We start from the raw sequence: 19,166 nt of genomic DNA on the forward strand, positions 1-19,166 counted from the left end.
GCCTATGAAGATACTATAGTCCCACGGACCTGCCGTGTCAATCATAAATGCTTGGGTTTGATCGCTAAGTCCAAGCGGTTCAACAACCTTGGGCTTGAGCGAGCGAGCCGCGCGGGGGTTCGCTCATCCTCCGGCCCGGTCGAAGCCGATCCTTTCTTCGACCGGGGCGATGGTCAATGGCGATCCGGGGGGAAACCGACTCAAGCCGGAAATCCCGTTCGTCCGATACTCTTATTGGAATCGTCAAGCCCGATCGTCTCACGGCAACGCGTGAGGCCGGGTCGAGCCTATCGAAGCGCCAGGAGGCTGCGCATGTGGGACCGTATTCTTCGAAAGAGCCTGTTCCTCGCGATCTCGCAAGCGAGTGGAGCAGGGCGTCGCGTCGCACAGCGATCCAAGCGCCGGCCCATCCTCGAGGGGCTTGAAGAGCGCCAGTTGATGACGGCCTCGCTCGCCCCGATCGGCGACGTTTCGGTCCCCGCGGCCCAGGGCTATCAGCTCACGCTCGACGGCAGCGGGACCACCAGCCCCAAGCAGACGTTCACCGCCACGTCCGACAACGCGGACATCAAGGTGAACGTCGCCCAGGGGCAGTTCTGGACGATCAACGTCACCCACCTGGCGTCCACCACCGCCGGCGACGTCACGTTCATCAATCAGCCGATGACGTTCCAGTTCTTTCCCGGTCTGACTCCGAACACCGTCGACCGCATCACCAACTTCACCAATACCGGTTATTACACCGACACCGGAAAATACTTCCCGCGCATCCTCTCGGGATTCGTGGCTCAGGGCGGATCGAACAGCCCGACCAGCACGTCGTCGTCGAGCGGCACGCCGGGGATCAACACCGAGATCTCCCAGCAGCTCGCCTTCAACAGCGTCGGCCAGCTCGCCATGGCCAACTCCGGCACCGCCGGTTCGAGCGACGCCCAGTTCTTCATCACGTTCGGCCCGCAGCCGGCCCTCAACTACAATTACACCATCTTCGGCCAGCAGGTGTCCGGCTTCAACACTCTGACCGACATGTCGAACGTGACAGTCCACTCGAACGGCGCTTCACCGCCCGAGGTCTCCGTCCCCGACAACCCGGTCACGATCAACTCGGCGACGCTGTCGGACTCGAATCCCAACGGCGTTCTGCTGATCGACACGACGTCGGCCCATCCGGGCGAGAAGGCCAACATCACGGTCACCGCGACCGACCCGAGCGACGGCACCACGTCGACCCAGACCTTCGTGGTCTACACCCCGGCCGTCACCGGCGCGGTCCGGCAGATCGGCGACGTCCTGATCGCCACTCCCGTTCCCGGGACCTGGAAGCAATTGAAGACGACGACCAACACGATCGAGGTCAACCAGGTCGCGGCCCCGACGATCCCCCCCAGCGAGAAGGTCCAGGTCGTCGTCAACGGCGTGCTCGACTCGATCCAGCCCGCGGCGGACTCCCTCTCGCAGATCGTCGCCTACGGCTCCAAGGCTAGTGACAAGATCACGGTCTCGAACGATATCACGATCCCCGCGACGATCGACGGCGGCCGCGGCGGCAAGAACGTCGTCACCGGCGGCGGCGGCTACACGCTCGCCCACGGCTGGTTCGGGCGCTCGACCCTGGTGGCGGGCAGCGGTTATAACAAGCTGATCGGCCGTCAGGGGCAAGTCCGGTTCCGAGCCAACAAGGCGACCGCGCTGGCCTTCACCGGCCGGGCTCGCGGCCGCGCCTCGAACGGCCAGCCGCTCAAGCCCGGTGGAACCTACTACCGGTTCATCAACAACCACCTGGTTCCGGTCCTCAAGATCAACAGCTAACCTGGGACGGACCGAGACGACCGCGCACGCCGAGCCGATTCGAGCCGAGCGACTTCCATGATTCCGCTGCCCATCGATCCCAGCTTGCCTCGCATCCTCGATTGTCTCCGAGAGGGGCGGGGGGTGGTGCTGACCGCCGCCCCGGGGTCGGGGAAGACGACGCGCGTGCCCGCCGCGCTCGTCCGCTCGGGCCTGCTGGGGGCCGACAACCCGTCGGTGATCGTCCTTCAGCCGCGACGGGTCGCCACGCGGGCCGCCGCGGCCCGGATCGCCGACGAGCAAGGTTGGACGCTCGGCCGCGAGGTCGGATACCAGATCCGGTTCGAGCGCCGGGCGTCGGCCTCGTCCCGGCTTCTGATCGAGACCGAGGGCGTCCTCACCCGCCAGATCCTGGCCGACCCGTTCCTCGAATCGGTGGGGGCGGTCGTTCTCGACGAATTCCACGAGCGGAGCCTCCACACCGATCTGGCCCTCAGCCTGCTCCGTGAAGTCAGACGCGAGGTCCGGCCCGACCTTCGCATCATCGTGATGTCGGCCACGCTCGACGCCGAGCCCGTCGCCCGGTTCCTCGACGCGCCCATCGTCGAAGTTCCCGGCCGCGCCTTCCCCGTCGCGATCGAATACCGCGAGGCCGACCAGCCTACCAATCCCGAAACCATCGCGAGCGCCGTCGCCTCGGCCCTCGCCGATCGCTCCGACGACGGCCACATCCTCGTTTTCCTGCCGGGGACGGCGGAGATCCGCCGCGCCTGCAAGGAACTCGAACCGGTCGCCGCCCGGGCGGGCGCCCTGGTGTTGCCGCTTCACGGTTCGCTGCCGGCCGACGAGCAAGACCTGGCGCTTCGGCCCTCCGATCGTCGCAAGATCATCGTGGCGACGAACATCGCCGAGACCTCGCTGACGATCGACGGCGTGACCACCGTGATCGACGCCGGCCTCGCCCGCGTCGCCCATCACGATCCTCAGCGCGGTCTGGACCGGCTCGACCTCGAACGGATCAGCCAGGCCTCGGCCGCCCAGCGCGCCGGGCGGGCGGGTCGGACCCGCCCCGGGCGCTGCATCCGGCTCTGGTCGGAACGCCGGCAAGCCACGCTCGCCCCGTTCGACGCGGCCGAGATCCACCGCGTCGACCTCGGCTCGACGGTCCTGACGCTCCATTCGTGGGGCGTGCGCGAGCCCGAGCATTTCGGCTGGTACGAGCCGCCGTCGAAGGATCGGATCGAGGCCGCCGAAACCCTGCTCGGCCGGCTCGGCGCCCTCGACCCCGTCGCCCGGTCGATCACGCCGCTGGGGAAGCGGATCCTCGCCTTGCCCGTGCATCCCCGACTCGCCCGATTGCTGCTGGCCGCCGCCGGCGAAGGGGTGCTCCATGAGGGAGCAGCCCTCGCCGCGTTGCTCTCGGAGAAGGACATCGCCGACCGCCGCCCTGGCGGCGGCCGTCGCGGGCTGTCCGACGTCCTGCCTCGCCTCGACCTGCTCGCCGAGGCCGAATCCGCGCGGTTTTCGCCGTCGCTGCGCGTCCGGGGGATCGATCCTTCGGCCGCTCGTCAAGTTGCGCGGATCCAGGACGATCTGGTTCGTCTGGGAGCGAGGCTTGAAGGCCCGGCGCGACGAGCCGACCTCGACGAGGACGACCGCGAGGAAGCGCTGTTGAAGCTGCTGATTCTGGCGTACCCCGACCGCGTGGCGCGGCGGCGCGGCTCAGAGGAGACGGGCGTCATGGTCGGCGGGCGCGGGGTCCGCCTGGCGCGGGAGTCGGTCGTCCGCGAGGGCGAGTTGTTCCTGGCCCTCGATCCCCGCGAGGAGCGCCGGCGCGGGACGCTCGAATTGCAGGTGTCGATCGCCAGCTCGGTGCGGCTGGAATGGCTGGAGGAGCTGGTTCCGCAATCGGTTCGTCGGGTGCGCCGCACGCAGTACGACGCCGACCGCGAGCGCGTCGTCGCCGTCAATCAGCTCTGGTATGAGGATCTGTTGCTCCGCGAGGACGCCGCTCCGCCGGCCGATGCGCGGGAGGCGTCGGCGGCCCTGCTCGACGCTTTACGCCCCCGCGCCGGCGCGATTTTCCGCGATGACGCAACGGCGGCGGCCTGGCTCGCCCGCTACGATTTCGTCCGCCTGGCCGTCCCCGAACTCGAATGGCCCGAGATCACTGAAGAGATGTTCGCCGAACAACTCGAATTCCTCTGCCAGGGCAAGTCGCGCGCCTCCGAAGTCGAGAAGGCCGCCAAGGTTCCCTACCTGGAAGCGACGCTCGCCCCCGCGCAGGTCCGCGAGTTGTCCCAGAGCGCGCCCGAATCCCTGACGATCCCCAGCGGCCGGCATGTGCGGCTGACTTACGAGCCCGGCCGAACGCCCGTGCTCTCGGTGCGTCTGCAAGAGTTGTTCGGCTGGATCGACGCCCCGCGCCTGGCTCGCGGCCGCGTTCCGCTGCTGATCGAGCTGCTCGGCCCGAACCATCGCCCGGTCCAGGTGACGTCGGACCTCAAGAGCTTCTGGACGAACACTTATCACCAGGTCCGCAAGGACCTCCGCAACCGCTACCCCAAACACGCCTGGCCCGAAGACCCGCTCACGGCCCGCGCCGTCGTGCGGCCTCATCGTTCCTGAAGCGGGCGCCGCCGCTTTTCGGCCCGATCTCCGGTCCCCCTGGACAGATGCGTCGGGAGCGTGGTCCAATAAAGGTCGGAACCTTCTCACCCCGCCTTTTGGTCGCGATGAAGCAATAAGCTGAGTTAAAGACGGATAGAAAAAAGACTGTATTGATGGGTTAAGGGTGTCACGGGTCGTACTCGCCCCGTGCCCCGAGCGCCTCGGACGTTACGCACGGGTTCGGACTACCGAACCGCGTGGCACCCAGATGTCAGCATGGGTTTGGAGAAGTTATTGCTTCGCGAAGACCTAGCCTTGGAGTCGCCTGCCGCCATGCCTCGATCCCGCTTCGCCTCGGCCGTCGCGTTCAGCCTGGCTTTCGCGGCCGCGCTGTCGTTTTTCTCCTCCGCTGCTTCGGCTCAGGCGCCGGCCGCCAAGCCGCCTTACGAGCCCGAGATCAAGCCGGCCTCCGACGAGGGCAAGAAGGCGATCGCGCGGTTCCGCGTGCCGGCGGGCCTGAAGGTCGAGCTGTTCGCGGCCGAGCCGCTGCTGGCGAATCCGGTCGCCTTCTGGGCCGACGATCGGGGACGGTTTTACGTCGCCGAGACGTTCCGCCACGGCGACGGCGTGACCGACAACCGTTCACATGTGAACTGGATCGACGACGACCTGGCCTGCCGGACGGTCGCCGACCGCGTCGCGATGTACCGGAAATTCCTCTCGCCCGAAGAGTTCGCCGGGTACTCCGTCGCGCACGACCGGCTTCGACGGATCGAGGATCGCGACGGCGACGGCGCGGCCGACGCGGCGACCGTCTTCGCCGACGGGTTCAACAACCCGGCCGTCGGCATCGGCGCGGGCGTGCTGGCGCGGGGCGACGACGTCTATTTCGCCTGCATCCCCGATCTCTGGCTGCTCCGCGACGCCAACGGCGACGGCGTGGCCGACGAGCGGTCGACTCTCCATACCGGATACGGCGTCCACGTCGGCTTTCTCGGCCACGACCTCCACGGCCTGACGTTCGGCCCCGACGGAAAGCTCTATTCCAGCATCGGCGACCGCGGCTTCAACGTGCAGGTCGACGGCCGAGGGTTGGTTCAGCTCGACAGCGGCTCGATCCTGCGATGCAACCCCGACGGCAGCGAGCTTGAGGTCGTCGCGATCGGGCTTCGCAACCCGCAAGAGCTGGCGTTCGACCCCCGCGGCGATCTGTTCACGGTCGATAACAACTCCGACAGCGGCGACAAAGCCCGGCTGGTCCATCTGGTCGAAGGGGGTGACAGCGGCTGGCGGATCGGCTACCAGTTCATCGAGAAGCCGACCAGCCGAGGCCCGTGGAACGAAGAGAAACTTTGGGTCCCCGGCGAGGCTGAAAAGTCGGCGTCGATCCTCCCGCCTCTCGCGAACCTCAGCGACGGCCCGTCTGGCCTGACCCGCAACCCCGGCGTGACCGCCCTGCCCGATCGGTACAAGGACCACTTCTTCCTGGCCGACTTCCGCGGCAGCGGCACATCGAGCGGCATCCGCGCGTTCAGCGTCAAGCCGAAGGGCGCCTCGTTCGAGCTGGCCGAATCGGAGGAATTCCTCTGGGGCGTCGAGGTTACCGACGTCGACTTCGCGCCGGACGGCTCCTTGTATTTCTCCGACTGGGTCGAGGGCTGGGAGAAGACGGGCAAGGGGAGGCTCTACCGCGTGTTCGATCCCGCCCTCAAGGGGGACGCGAAGGTCGCCGAGGTCCGCACGATTCTGGCCGACGGGTTCGATAAGCGAAGCCCCGACGAGCTGGCCGGACTGCTCGCCCACGCCGACATGCGCGTCCGTCAGAAAGCCCAGTTCGCCCTCGCGGCCAAGGGCGCCGGCGCGATTCAACCGTTGACCCAGGCGGCCCGCCAGAGCAAGGCGCCGCTCGCCCGGCTGCACGCGATCTGGGGACTCGGCCAGGTCGGCCGCCGCGAAGCGTCGGTTCACGGCGCGCTCGCGGACTTGCTGACCGACGCCGACGCCGAGGTCCGCGCGCAGGCGGCGAAGACGTTGGGCGACGATCGGGCCGCGTCGGCGGGGGACCGGCTGGTTCCGCTGCTGGCCGACGCCACCCCGCGCGTCCGGTTCTTCGCCGCGATCGCGCTGGGACGGATGGGGCGTCGCGAGGCGGCCGGCCCGCTGGTCGATATGGCCCGTAAGGACGGCGACGACGCCTACCTGCGCCACGCCGCCGTCATGGGCCTTATCGGCGCGGGCGACCTTGAGACCCTCGCCCGGGCCGCGAAGGACGACTCGGCGAACGTCCGGTTGGCCTCGCTCCTCGCTTACCGGCGACTCGGCCGGGCCGAGGTCGCGATGTTCCTCGGCGACAAAGACGCCCGACTGGTTCTTGAGGCGGCCCGGGCGATCCACGACCAGCCGATCGCCGCCGCATTCCCCGCACTCGCCGCTCTGGCAGGGCGCAAGGATCTGCCGAGCCCGATCTGGCGGCGCGTCGTCGCGGCCAACTCTCGGGTCGGCGGAACGGACGGCGCGAACGCCCTCGCTGCGATCGCCGCGCGTCAGGACGTACCCGAGTCCGTCCGTGTAGAGGCGATCGACGCCTTGAGGAACTGGGCCAAGCCCTCCGGCCGCGACGCCGTGGTCGGCCTCTGGCGGCCGATCGCGGACCGTCCCGCGGTGGCGGCCGCCGCCGCGTTGAAGCCGGTGCTCGACGGACTCCTGAAAGACGCTTCCTCGGTCGTCCAGAAGGCGGCGACCCGCGCGGCCGGCTCCCTGGCCGACAAGGCCGACGCGGAGGCTCTCAGGAAGGTCCTCGCCGACGTCAAGAAGCCGGCCGAGGTCCGCGTCGAGGTCCTCCGGGCGCTCAACCAGCTCGGCGACGCCCAGCTTGCCGACCTGGCCCGCCACGCCGTCGACTCCCCCGAGACGAGCCTTCGCGCCGAAGGGCTCCGCGTCCTGGCCAAGGTTCGTCCCAAGGAGGCGATCCCGGCCCTGGAGCGCGCCCTCGATTCGGGCGTCTCGGCCGAGCAGCAAGCGGCCCTGGCGACGCTCGGCGACCTGGCCGACCCAACGGCCGACGTCGTGCTCGCCCGCTGGCTCGACCTCCTGGCGGCCGGCAAGGTTGCCCCGGAAGTCCAGCTCGACGTGATCGAAGCCGCGGCGAGGCGGCCTTCCTCCGAGGTCAAGGACCGACTCGGGCGGATCGAGGCCGGACGACCGAAAGACGACCCGGTGGCCGCGTTCCGCGAGGCGCTGGCCGGCGGCGACCCGGATCGAGGACGGCGGATCTTCTTTGAAAAGGCCGAGGTTCAGTGCGTCCGCTGCCACAAGGTCGGCGGCCAGGGGGGCGACGTCGGCCCCGACCTCTCCGGCGTCGGCGGCCGGCAGCCCCGCGAGTACCTCCTCGAATCGATCGTCGCCCCGGACCGCAAGATCGCCGAGGGCTTCGAAACCCTGGTCGTCGCCACCGCCGACGGCCAGGTCCAGGCCGGCATCCTCAAGTCGGAGGCCGGCGACGCCCTCAAGCTCATGACCCCCGAAGGGAAACTCGTCACGATCTCCAAGGACGACGTCGAGGAACGTAAGCGAGGCGCATCCGCGATGCCCGCCGACCTGACCAAGTCCCTTTCCCGCTCCGAGGTCCGCGACCTCGTCGCCTACCTCGCCAACCAGAAGCCCGGTTCCGGCGACACCCCCGAGTCCCGACCCGAAGGCCGCTGACCCGCGAGTTCAGCGAATGGGGCAGGACAAAAAAAACCGCCGCCCCGCCGAATGATCTCGGCGGGGCGGCGGTTGTGTCGGCGGGATGGAAAGTTCAAGCTAGGCTTGAACCTTCTTATGGGCGATACAGGATTCGAACCTGTGACCTCCTGCGTGTCGAGCAGGCGCTCTAGCCAACTGAGCTAATCGCCCGGGGAGTGTTGCGGAGCTTATCGCCCCGGGGAAGTTAACTATAGAACTCATTGGCCGGCGGGTCAAGAGGCTTGAGGGCGATCGAGCCGGAATTCCGTCGGAAGGGCGGTTCGACGGTCAGGATTCCAGGACTTCGGCCGACTTCTTGTCGGCGAGGTCGTTGACCTTGCTCTCGAACTTCTTGGTCAGGTTCTGGATCTCTTCCTTACAGGTGGCCAGGTCGTCCTCGGTGAGGATCTTGTCGGTCTGCTCCTGGTCGCCCTGCTTGTTGGCGTCGCGGCGGATGTTGCGGATCGAGATGCGGGCCTCTTCGGCGAGGTCCTTGACCCGGCCGACCAGCTTCTTGCGCTGCTCGACGGAGAGCGGGGGGACGTTGAGCCGGACGGCCTTGCCGTCGGAGTTCGGCGTCAGGCCGATGTCGCTGGTCTGGATCGCCTTGACGATGTCGCCGATCACCGAGGGGTCGAAGGGGCGGATCAGGATCTGCTGGGGCTCGGGGGTGCTCAGGTTGGCGAGCTGCTTCAGCGGCGTGGACGAGCCGTAGTAGTCGACGCGGATCGACTCGATGAGTCCGACGTTGGCCCGGCCCGTGCGGATTCCGCGGAGCTGGTCGGTCAACAGCGTGACGCTCTTCTCCATCCGGTCTTCGGCTTCCAGCGCGATTTCTTCGATGCTCATCTTACGGCTCCCTGGCTCGACAAGGTCCCTTCCCGGGGGGGCTTCTCTCCACCCGCGGGCTCGGGGCGTTTGCGCGATTATGTTACCAACGTCGCGACCGCCCGGAACAGTCCCCGAGGCGGTCGTTGGAAAGATCGTTTCGGCGCCGTCGTCTCTCTCACGCGGAGCCGGGCGTCGGGCGTGGGCGGGATTTGGCGGCGACCCACGTGCCGATCGGCTCGCCGGCGACCGCGCGCTCGATGTTGCCTTCCCGCTTGAAGTTGAACACGAGGATCGGCAGGGCGCTTTCGAAACACATGCCGATGGCGGTCATGTCCATGACCTTCAGCTCGTCGCGGAGCACCTGGTCGTAGGTGAGCTGCTGGTAGAGCATGGCGTGGGGGTTCTTCTCGGGGTCGGCCGAGTAAACGCCGTCGACGCGGGTGGCCTTGAGCAGCACCTCGACGCCGAGTTCCTTGCCGCGGAGCGCGGCGGCGGTGTCGGTCGTGACGAACGGGCTGCCCGTCCCGGTGGCGAGGACGACGATCCGGCCGCGTTCGAGGTGCGAGAGCGCCCGGCGGCGGATGAACGGCTCGGCGATCTCGTCCATGCGGATCGTGGTCATGAGCCGGGTCTCGCAGCCGACGCTCTCCAGGGCGTCCTGAAGGGCGAGGCCGTTGATGACGGTCGCGGTCATGCCCATGTAGTGGGCGGTCGCTTCCTTGATGACGTCGGAGCCGCGGCTGAGCTGGGCGCCGCGGAGGATGTTGCCTCCCCCGACGACGATGGCGAGCTGGACGCCGCGGGCCGCGACCCGCGACACCTGGCGGGCGATCCGGCTGACCTCGTCGACGCTGATGCCTCCCTCGCCGGGCCGGCAGAAGCTTTCGCCGGAGAGCTTCAAGAGGACGCGGCGGAACGCCGGGGTGGAGGTCGAGTCGGTGGAATCCATGACCATTTCCTTGTGCGGGTCCGGGTGGCGTCTAGGCTCGCAACGGGTTGGCGGAGGGAGGCGCCGGCTCGGTCGTCTCCGAGGCCGGCGCTTCCAGGGGAAGACCTACGTCAACGTTCCTCGCCCACGACGAAGCGGGCGAATCGGGCCACCGAGATGTTCTCGCCGGTGCGGGAGTTGACGCCCATGATGACGTCGCGGACGCTCTTGCTGTCGTCGCGGATGAACGGCTGATCGAGCAGGACCGACTCGGCGTACCACGAGTCGAGCTTGCCGACGGCGATCTTCTCCTGGATGTTCTGGGGCTTGTCGCCCACCTGGCTCATGAAGATCCGCTTCTGCTCCTCGACCACGTCGGCGGGCACGTCTTCCCGCCTGACGTACTTCGGGTTGGTGGCCATGATGTGCAGCGCGAGGTCTTTGGCGAGTTGCTTGAACTCGTCGTTGCGGGCGACGAAGTCGGTCTCGCAATTGAGTTCGACGAGCACGCCCGACTTGGCGTCGTGGTGGATGTAGACCTCGACGCGGCCGGCCGTGGCGGCCCTGCCGGCGCGCAGTTCGGCCTGCTTGAGCCCTCGCTCCTTGGCCAGGGTTTCGGCCTTGGCCAGGTCGCCGTCGGCTTCGGTCAGGAGCTTCTTGCACTCCATCAGGCCCAGCCCGGTCTTCTTGCGGAACTCGTTGACAGCCTGAGCCGTGATCGCGGCCATCAGAAATTCTCCTCTTCAGACTTTGTGAGTTAGAGCGATGCGCTGCTGTTTTGGTTGAAGGCTTCGAGCGGGTCGAGAGCCGTCGGAACCGGCCGGGGCGGCGCGCGAAGATGGTTCCGGCCTGCGCCGGCATGGGTCGAGGGCGTCGCCGGCGGCCAGTGGGGAACGGCCGAAACCCCGAGGTCTTCGAAGCTTCGGCCGCTCGCGATTCACCGCGTTCTCGTGCTCAGACGGTTTCCGAGGCCGGCGTCGGCGCGGCGGTCTCGGCCGGCGCGGGCGCTTCGACGGCGGGGGCGGCCGGCGCTTCGGCAGCCGGAGCTTCGACGGCTGCAGCTTCCGAAGCGGGCGCTTCCGCGACGGGGGCCGGAGCGGCGGGCGCGGCCGGAGCCGGGGCGGCGGCCGGGGCGCGATCAGCGAACCGGATGCCGTCGCCGCGTCCCGGGATGCGGCGGCCGCCGCGTCCCTGCTCGCGTTCGGGGGCCGGGGGCGGCTCGGGCGGGGCCGAGGCCTTGCCCACGATGATGGCGTCGGTCAGCCGCTTCATCAGCAACTCGATCGACCGCATGCTGTCGTCGTTGCTGGGGATCGGCAGGTCGACCAGGTCCGGGTCGCAGTCGGTGTCGAGCATCGCGACGACCTTGATGCCCAGCTTGCGGGCTTCGGCCACCGCGATGTGCTCGCGGCGCGGGTCAATGACCAGCAGGGCTTCGGGAAGCCGGGTCATGCTGCGGATGCCGCTGAGGTTGCGCTCGATCTTGCGGCGCTCGCGGCCCAGCGTGGAGATCATCTTCTTGGAGTAGCTCGAGGCCTGTTCGCCGTCGAGAATCTGCTCCAACTCCTCAAGCCGCTGAAGCCGGCTGCGGATCGTCCGGAAATTGGTGAGGGTTCCGCCCAGCCAACGCTCGGTGACGTAGGGCATTCCGCTCCGCGTGCATTCCTCGACGATCGTCTCGGAAGCCTGCCGCTTGGTGCCGACGAACAGGATCAATCCGTTCGTTGAGGCGATCTTGTTGAAATACTTGGTCGCGCGGAGCAGGCCGCGCACGGTCTCTTTCAAATCGATGATGTGAATCAGGTTGCGCTTGCCGTAGATGTACGGCTTCATCTTCGGGTTCCAGCGACTGGCGCGATGGCCGAAGTGTACGCCGGCGTCGATCAGATCCTTGACGACCAGAGCCATGAATCCACCCTTCTCGAATCCTAGTTCCATCCGACCGCGATCCCTGGAGCGATGCGCCCAGGGCGGTCTTGCGAGAGTAGCAGGGATCGTAATTACGTCACAATCCTCGACGCGGCACCGGTTTGCGTGGATTTCACCAGCTCGCCGCGAAGCTTCGCAGTGAGCGCACACGCTCGCCAATCCAGGCGAAAACTCAGCCTCGACCCGCCGCGCCGATCCCTTTCTCAAGGGGGAGTATCAGTTTATCGGCTAATACGTACTCCGTCAAATCCGTCCGCCTTCGCTTGCACGACGGAGGAGTCTACTGGCTGACATGACAGCCTCGTTCCCTGACTTCCCATCCACTATCGGCACGAGCCAGTTCGTACGTCCAGCTCACGGAATGACCGCCGCCGTACCCGCCGGAGATGAAGAGGAACGCCTTGCGACCGTCGCGGGAGAATCCGGGAAGCGTCACCCAGGCATACCCACACGACGTGGGATGGAGCTTATGGAAGTAATCACGGAAGGCCATGTCTGCATCCACCGACTCTTGGAAGAGTCGATCCGGGTCGTCGTAACTGACCTTCAGGCTTCCGCCGACGCCGATCCCCGCGATCAGAATCGGTCCGCCCGAGTTGCGCCGGTTCAGGTCGTCCCACGCGTCATCCGACTCGTCCCCATCCGAATCGCTCGACCAAGAGTACGTCGTCTCGCCGACGACGATCTCCGGGCAAGGCGCGCCGCCGGCCGTCCAGAATTCGATCGCATTTTCAGGATTTTTGGGGTCCATCAGGTCGGCCAGCGCGGCCTCCAGGACGGCGCGGTCCCGATCGCGGTCCCAGGGGTAGGGCAAGGGCAAGTCATGCGGGGCGTCCTCCCAGGGGTGAGTCGCCAGCTGCTGATACTGCCTCTTCAAGCGACCATGACGGTCGGCCTCCTCGGCTTCCCTCCGGATCTCGCCCGGAATTGCTTCGGCACCGAAACTTCTGTCCTCGGAGGTCCGCAAGCGATGCTCCTCACTCCGGTGTTTTGCTTCCAGCCACGCCTGGTTCTCGGCCTGCTCTCGGTAATGGAAGGCCCTCTGGAGCATCATCGCGGTCCACGTCGATACGGCGAAAGCGGCCACCGCGAACAATAGCCAACGCACGCTGATCTGCACGCGGGGTAGCTTCATCGCGCTATCTCACCTTGAGTGTGCCGGAGAAACGACGACGGATGCGACGTTCAGGATACGGAGAGAGTCGGGCTGGCGTCAGTAAATTCCGTGGAATGGGCCGCCGGGCGCGGCGAGGCGGTCGACGCGGGCTTCGATCTCGGGGTCGTCGACGAGGGGGGGGGCGTGGTGCGGCTTGATCCGGGCGTCGATGACCAAGGGCCCGTTGCACCCCCAATGCTTGTCGTGAACGAACGTGTCGATCCCGTCGACGTCGGCGGCCGGGTTCGACCGGGTGAAGACGACCCAGAGGAAGTTCGACACGCTCCGCGCGGTGAATTCGCTGTCGTCGACGATCACGATCAGCGGGAACCGTCGGATCGGATCGTCGGGGCCGAAGAAGCCGGTGAATCCGTCGAGCCGGCGAGTTCCCTCGTCGTACTTCGGGCCGGAGACGGCGATCACGCCGGGCCGTACAAGCCTCGGCTCGCTGAAGCCGTCGGGGAGTCGCAATCCGGACGGCAGCTCGCGGGGAAGCTCCCTGCGCTTCGGCCCGGCGGCGGCCATCACGACCTTCGACCCCTGGTTCAAGCCGTGGCCGGAATAATCGAGGGTGTCGATCGTCGTCCGGGTCTGGAAGTGAAGATCGGCGCTCCAGTCGATGCGTTCCAGCAAGTGCTGGAGAAACGCGGGGATGTCGTGGACGTCCAGATCCGGGTCGTCCTCGCGGGCGACGATCAGCAAGTACTTCGCCAGCGAGAGCTGCCCCTGGCCGAGGATCGCGTTGGCGACGGTCAAGATTTCTTGCGGCCTCCGAACGGCCGCGTAGGGGACGTAGCGCTCACTGGCGATCGCCAGCAGCAGCGGGTGGACGCCGGCTGCGTCGACGGCGTGGATCGCGTGGACGCCCGGCAGCACGGTCGGGATGATCGGCCCGGTCAGGTCGTGGATCAGCTCGCCGAACGTCGTATCTTCCTGGGGAGGGCGGCCGACCGTTGTGAACGGCCAGATCGCCCCGGCGCGGTGGTAGACACGCTCGACGCGGAGCACGGGGAAGTCGTGGGCGAGGCTGTAATAGCCCAGGTGATCGCCGAACGGCCCCTCGGGCTTGCGGGCGTGCGGGTCGATCGTGCCGGCGATCACGAAATCGGCCTCGGCCGGCATCGGCAGGCAACCCTCGGGCGCGACCATCGCGACGCGGCGTCCGCCGAGCGCTCCGGCGAAGGCCAATTCCGGCATTCCCTCGGGCAACGGCATGACGGCGGCGAGAGTCAGGGCGGGGGGGCCGCCGACGAACACGTTGACACGCAGCGGCTCGCCGCGCCGGATCGCCGCCGCGTGGTGGACGCCGATCCCCCGGTGGATCTGGTAATGAAGGCCGACCTCGCGGTTCGTCTCATAGGCGTTTCCCGAGAGCTGGACGCGGTACATCCCCAGGTTCGATCGTGCCAGGCCGGGGCGGTCGGGATCTTCGCTGTACACGAGGGGGAGCGTGATGAACGGACCGCCGTCGAGTGGCCATGACGTGAGGGCCGGGAGCTTGTCGATCGTCGTCTGATGGTCGAGGATCGGCCCGCGACGGACCACCTTGGGCAAGAGCGTCCAGAGCGTGCGCGGCAGGCGATAATAGCGCCAGGGGCGTCGGGCCGCGACGGACGGATCGACCTTGAGATCGACGAGCCGGCGGACGTCATCGAGGGTGTCGCGAAACAGGAATCGGGCGCGTTCGATAGTCCCGAACAGGTTGCCGACCATCGGAAACGGTGTCCCCTTGACCCTGCGGAAGAGGATCGCCGGCCCTCCCGCCTGGTAGACCCTGCGCTGGATCGCGGCGGCTTCGAGGTGCGGGTCGACCTCGTCGTCGACGGCGATGAGACGGCCGGTCTGTTCGAGATCACGGACGCACTGAGCAAGCGAGCGATAGCCCATCCGGGCGGGTCCTCGAAACGGTCGGGCAAGGGTTGGGTTGCGGTACGCCAGGATACGATCTCGAGGCCCGGTCGTCGATGCGACCGCGATTCCGGGTTGACCGCGTCGACTGCGTGGTTGGAGAATCGAGGACGAACGAACGGGCCGAGGAATCGCCGCGAGCCGCTTTCGAAAACCTGACGGACACACCATCATGAGCCGACCGCCGATTGATCTCAGGTCCGATACGGTGACCCGGCCGACGGCCGCCATGCTCAAGGCGATGACGGAGGCCGAACTCGGCGACGACGTGTTCGGCGACGATCCGACCGTCAAGGCGCTCGAAGTAAAGACGGCCGAGCTGCTGGGCAAGGAAGCCGCCGTGTATATGCCGTCGGGCACCATGGCCAACCAGATCGCCGTCGGCGTGCACACCCGGCCCGGCGACGAGCTGGTCTGCGCGGGAACGTCGCACGTCTACCTGTGGGAAGCGGGCGGAATCGCGCGGCATTCCGGCGTGACGGCGCGGACCTTCGAGGGGGACTTCGGAATCCTCTCCCCGATCGAGATTGACGACGCCGTCCGTCCCGATGATCCGCATTACGTCCGGACGCGGCTGGTCTGGCTCGAGAACACGCACAATCGCGGCGGCGGCCGGATTCACCCGATCGAGAGCATAGCCGGCATCGCGCGATGGGCGCATGATCACCGCTTGGCCATGCACCTCGACGGCGCCCGGCTGATGAACGCGGTGGTGGCCACGGGAATTCCAGCCAAGGAATGGGCGCGCTATTTCGACACGGTGTCGATCTGCTATTCCAAGGGGCTGGGCGCGCCGGTGGGGTCGGCTTTGACGGGGACGGTCGAAGCCATGCGCGAGGCCCGCAAGCTCCGCAAGCTGATGGGGGGCGGGATGCGCCAGGCGGGCGTGATCGCCGCCGCCGCGACCTACGCTCTTGAGAACAACGTCGAGCGGCTGGCCGAAGACCACGCCAACGCGCAGATCCTGGCCTCGGCGTTCTCCGAGACGGATGGGCTGCGTCTCGAATCGGGGCCGGTCGAGACCAACCTGGTCTGGGTCGACGTCGATTCGAGCCTGGGGACCGCGGCCGAGGTCGCCGCGTACCTGAAGTCGCACGGCGTGCTGGTCTCGGTCCTCGGCGCCCAGGTGATCCGGGCCTGCACGCATCTCGATGTCAGCCGCGAGGACGTCGAGTTCGCCGCCGGCGTGATCCGGCAGCTCGAACCCGCCATGATCACGGCTCTGACGCTGGTTTATTGATCAGTAGATCGGCCAGAAGCCGGGGGTGATCAACTCGACGAGGTGATTGTCGGGGTCTCGGAAATAGAGGCTCCGGCAGCCGCCCGGCCAGGTCACGACGCTCTCGACGGGAACGCCCTCCGCTTCGAGGCGTCGCCGCCACGGCTCGACGTCCTCGGCGGCGATTGAGAACGCCAGATGGTTCCGGCCCGATCCGTCGTGGCCAGGGATGACCCCGCCGCCTGGCAGGCTGAACGGTTCGGAAGTGGCCCCCGCCTGGAACAGGAGCAGAACGTTCCGGCCCACGACGTCGAGGGCCACGAGCCGTTCGGAGTCCAGCAGCGTGCCGAACCCGAACAGCCGCCGGTAGAACTCGGCCGAACGGGGAACGTCGGCGACGTACAAGGCCGTCTCCAGGATGCCGCCGACGTTCATCGTCATTCTCCGATTGGCGTCAGGTCATTGCGGGTACGTCACGACCGCCGCCTGCGCGGGGACCTGAACCTGAACCGGGATCGCGCCTGGTTCGGCCGGCTGGGCCACGGGAATTTCAGGAGCCGCCATCGGTTCGGTCACCGGCTGGACCGGGTTCACCGGCGCGGGTGCCTCGTAGGCCTTCACGAGATTCAGCCGGACCCAGCCCGAGGGGTCGAGCGGCGAGATCGACTGGATGGCGAAGCCCCGGAGCTTCAGGTTGTCCAGGTTCGCGTTGAGCGGTTGGCTGCGCAGTTTGGCGGCCAGGGCGCTGATGACGAGCGCGCCGCTGAACCGGTTAAGCGTGGTCGGCTTCGTTTCGTCGTCCTTGATTGCCAGGACCATCGAGGTCGTCGCCGGGGTGAACTCCTCGACCCGGGCGCGGACGTAGTGCGACGTCGCGGACGCCGACTCGATCTTGTAGGAAAACGCGGTCTCGGCCTGAGGAATCTTGATTCGCAACACCTTGGCATTGGCGCCGACGGCCGCGCCCGTCCGGGAAGTCGGATCGGGAGCCGGGACGTCGATCTCCAGGTCGTGGAGGATCGCCACGACGAAGCCGCGCGCGTCGGCGGCGAATTCCGGGGGCTGGGCCGGACGTCGAATCCGGATCGCCTGGATCTTGGGGTTCTTGGCCTTTACGGCCTCGTCAACGGCCTTGAGGTAGGTCGGGAAGTCGACGTTGGTGGTGACCGTCGCCGCCTGAGCGGGGGGCGTCCCCGGGGGGACGTCGTGGGTGACGATCATCACGTTCTGGATCGACTGGACCGGCCCGCGCTGGTAGAGGCCGTCGACGGCGCTGGTGAGGACCGACCCCAGATGGATGTCGGCGGTCAGACCGGCGGCCGGGACCGCGAGCTGAGCGGGCTGCGGCGCGTCGGCCCCGCGCTGCTTGTCACCGGCCCGCGACTGGAACAGGCCGCCCACGTAAACCGCGTCGGGACGCGACCGCAGTGACAGGCCACTGACCAGGAACTCCTGGACCGCGAGCGTGTTATTGCCGATCAAGAACCGGTTGATGTCGGCGTTGCGCTGGGCGAGCTCGGCGGCGATCCGTTCTTCCGCTTCCTCTTGCGCTTCCACGGGGATTCGCTGCTGAAATTGGGGCAGGGCGTTTTGATACACCAGGTCGGTGATCTTGTTCTGGTTGAATCCGAGGAGGCCGCCGATCGCCCGGGGCAAGCCCTTGCCCGGCTGCGGGTTCGAGCAGATCTGGGCGTTGACGTTGTGCGTGCTGGCCGGGGTGAGCGTCAGGCCCGAGGTCCGCAAGACGGCGTAGATCGTCTGCTCGGCCTGGTCGATGGTGGTCGCCGTGAACTGGTAGAGCTTGGCGACCCGCTGGCCTTGCTGGTCCGAGGCGATCTGGTTCTGGAAGTCGGTGATCGGCGTCGAGCTCTGGAGCTGCTGGCTGTTGTAGAACGCGATGCCGTCGTCGCTGGCGAGCAAGCCGAAACCCGTCTTGGGACCGGCCGTCACCTGCGACCAGTAGCCCTTGCGGTAGATCGGCCCCGAGGTCACGAGGTTCTGGTCGAAGATCGGCCCGACGATCGAGAGGTCGGCCGTGACGTCGAGGTTCGGCTGGTTGAACAGGTCGTTGATGGCGGTCTGAAGATCGGCGGAAGGCTGCCATGGGCGTTCGGCGTTGCGCTGGTTGAGAGTGCCGAGCGCCTGGTGGATGTGATTGAGGCCGGCCTGCCGCTGAGCGACCGTCGTCGCGGCGTGGAACTGCCCCAGGGCCTGCCCCAGGTCGTTGTCGACGAAGTCGACCCACCGCTGGCGGTTCGCCTGGACCGAGGGATCGGTCGTGGGAGGCAAGCCGCGCACCGTGTCGTCGAGGCGGCGCTCGGCCCAGGCGAGCCGGACGCGCGGCCGCAGCCATGCGCGCAGCTCCTCGCGAACCGTCTGCGCTGGCTGCCAGGGAACGACGGCCATCGCCGCCGACATCTGGTACAGACGGTTCAGCGGCGTCAGCCGGTCGGCGGGCGTCGGGGCCTGCGAATACGCCTTCAGGTCGTCGAGGATCGCGGTGAAGAAAACGTTCCATCCCGGCGCGTTGGGATCTTGAGTCGCCCCCGGTCGCGCCCAACCCTGGCGGATCACTGAGATCGACTTCTCGATATTCGAATAATTCGAGGGTGCCGGCGCGGCCTGAGCCCCCTGCTCGCCGAATAATCCTGGACCGGCGATGACGCCCGCCAGAATTGTTGCGGTTACGAGACGATGCATTCGTTCACTCCCCGGTTGATTGGCGCCCGACCTCGACGTTCTATTCATCGCTTTATCGCTCGGGCGCTGGTCTCAGTTGATGGAATTCTCGATAGGCGTCGCCGACTTGAGCCCAACTTGACCGTTTCACCGGATAGTCAGGCGGTTCGCATGACCGTTCTGTAAGATACACACTTTGTGGCGAATGCGTAAACAGGCGGGGCTCGTTCGACGATGCTCAAGAGGCCGATCCCAGCGACGGCCGGCGACGCGCGTCGAAACGCCGGGCCGGTAGGGTGAGACAGGACGAACCTGGTCGTGATACAATCCGAACGCCGACCCGCAATTGCGACAAAACCATACGACGCCTGCGGCATTCCGGAGGGGTCGGC

At 67.3% G+C, this 19,166-nt stretch carries 12 protein-coding genes and 1 tRNA gene; 4 read left to right on the forward strand and 9 right to left on the reverse strand.

The features are described from left to right. Positions 1 to 312 precede the first annotated feature (312 nt). The 3 genes from BSF38_RS21710 to BSF38_RS21720 all read left to right on the forward strand — a co-directional run bounded on the left by BSF38_RS21710 (position 313) and on the right by BSF38_RS21720 (position 8,103). Positions 313 to 1,809: a peptidylprolyl isomerase gene (locus tag BSF38_RS21710; protein WP_076349163.1), complete on the forward strand. Its 1,497-nt coding sequence runs from the start codon at positions 313 to 315 to the stop codon at positions 1,807 to 1,809. A 57-nt stretch (positions 1,810 to 1,866) separates the two neighbouring features. Continuing rightward, the gene (hrpB, locus tag BSF38_RS21715; protein ID WP_076349165.1) at positions 1,867 to 4,416 is read left to right on the forward strand and encodes an ATP-dependent helicase HrpB; all 2,550 of its coding nucleotides are present in this window, start codon (positions 1,867 to 1,869) and stop codon (positions 4,414 to 4,416) included. Between the two features lie 315 nt (positions 4,417 to 4,731). Then, a complete protein-coding gene (locus tag BSF38_RS21720; RefSeq protein WP_076349167.1) occupies positions 4,732 to 8,103 on the forward strand; it encodes a PVC-type heme-binding CxxCH protein in 3,372 nt (1,123 codons plus the stop codon). Positions 8,104 to 8,221: 118 nt separating this feature from the next. Here BSF38_RS21720 and BSF38_RS21725 read toward each other — a convergent pair. The 7 genes from BSF38_RS21725 to BSF38_RS21755 all read right to left on the reverse strand — a co-directional run bounded on the left by BSF38_RS21725 (position 8,222) and on the right by BSF38_RS21755 (position 14,855). After that, positions 8,222 to 8,295, reverse strand: a tRNA-Val gene (locus BSF38_RS21725). Positions 8,296 to 8,412: 117 nt separating this feature from the next. Beyond that, complete coding sequence (gene frr, locus BSF38_RS21730; protein ID WP_076349169.1) at positions 8,413 to 8,973, reverse strand: ribosome recycling factor; 561 nt, start codon at positions 8,971 to 8,973, stop codon at positions 8,413 to 8,415. A 157-nt stretch (positions 8,974 to 9,130) separates the two neighbouring features. Then, the gene (gene pyrH, locus BSF38_RS21735; protein ID WP_076349171.1) at positions 9,131 to 9,904 is read right to left on the reverse strand and encodes a UMP kinase; all 774 of its coding nucleotides are present in this window, start codon (positions 9,902 to 9,904) and stop codon (positions 9,131 to 9,133) included. A 110-nt stretch (positions 9,905 to 10,014) separates the two neighbouring features. Beyond that, positions 10,015 to 10,611 carry a translation elongation factor Ts gene (locus tag BSF38_RS21740; RefSeq protein ID WP_076349173.1) on the reverse strand — a complete coding sequence of 199 codons (597 nt, stop codon included), beginning with the start codon at positions 10,609 to 10,611 and terminating at the stop codon, positions 10,015 to 10,017. Between the two features lie 226 nt (positions 10,612 to 10,837). Beyond that, positions 10,838 to 11,821: a 30S ribosomal protein S2 gene (gene rpsB, locus BSF38_RS21745; RefSeq protein ID WP_237170559.1), complete on the reverse strand. Its 984-nt coding sequence runs from the start codon at positions 11,819 to 11,821 to the stop codon at positions 10,838 to 10,840. 271 nt (positions 11,822 to 12,092) lie between these two features. After that, positions 12,093 to 12,947 carry a hypothetical protein gene (locus BSF38_RS21750; RefSeq protein WP_076349177.1) on the reverse strand — a complete coding sequence of 285 codons (855 nt, stop codon included), beginning with the start codon at positions 12,945 to 12,947 and terminating at the stop codon, positions 12,093 to 12,095. 78 nt (positions 12,948 to 13,025) lie between these two features. Next, a complete protein-coding gene (locus BSF38_RS21755; RefSeq protein ID WP_076349179.1) occupies positions 13,026 to 14,855 on the reverse strand; it encodes a UbiD family decarboxylase in 1,830 nt (609 codons plus the stop codon). Positions 14,856 to 15,048: 193 nt separating this feature from the next. On the opposite strand from BSF38_RS21755, the gene ltaE reads away from it, so the two are divergent. Further along, positions 15,049 to 16,116 carry a low-specificity L-threonine aldolase gene (ltaE, locus tag BSF38_RS21760; RefSeq protein ID WP_076349181.1) on the forward strand — a complete coding sequence of 356 codons (1,068 nt, stop codon included), beginning with the start codon at positions 15,049 to 15,051 and terminating at the stop codon, positions 16,114 to 16,116. Here the strand turns inward: ltaE and BSF38_RS21765 are convergent, their stop codons facing one another. Both BSF38_RS21765 and BSF38_RS21770 read right to left on the reverse strand, forming a co-directional pair. Further along, positions 16,117 to 16,530 carry a VOC family protein gene (locus BSF38_RS21765; protein WP_210405628.1) on the reverse strand — a complete coding sequence of 138 codons (414 nt, stop codon included), beginning with the start codon at positions 16,528 to 16,530 and terminating at the stop codon, positions 16,117 to 16,119. A gap of 24 nt (positions 16,531 to 16,554) precedes the next feature. Further along, on the reverse strand, positions 16,555 to 18,795 hold the full coding sequence (locus BSF38_RS21770) for a hypothetical protein (RefSeq protein ID WP_076349185.1): 2,241 nt from the start codon (positions 18,793 to 18,795) through the stop codon (positions 16,555 to 16,557). Positions 18,796 to 19,166: the final 371 nt, after the last annotated feature.

Origin of the sequence: Paludisphaera borealis, assembly GCF_001956985.1 — a bacterium.
Classification (GTDB): Bacteria; Planctomycetota; Planctomycetia; order Isosphaerales; family Isosphaeraceae; genus Paludisphaera; species Paludisphaera borealis.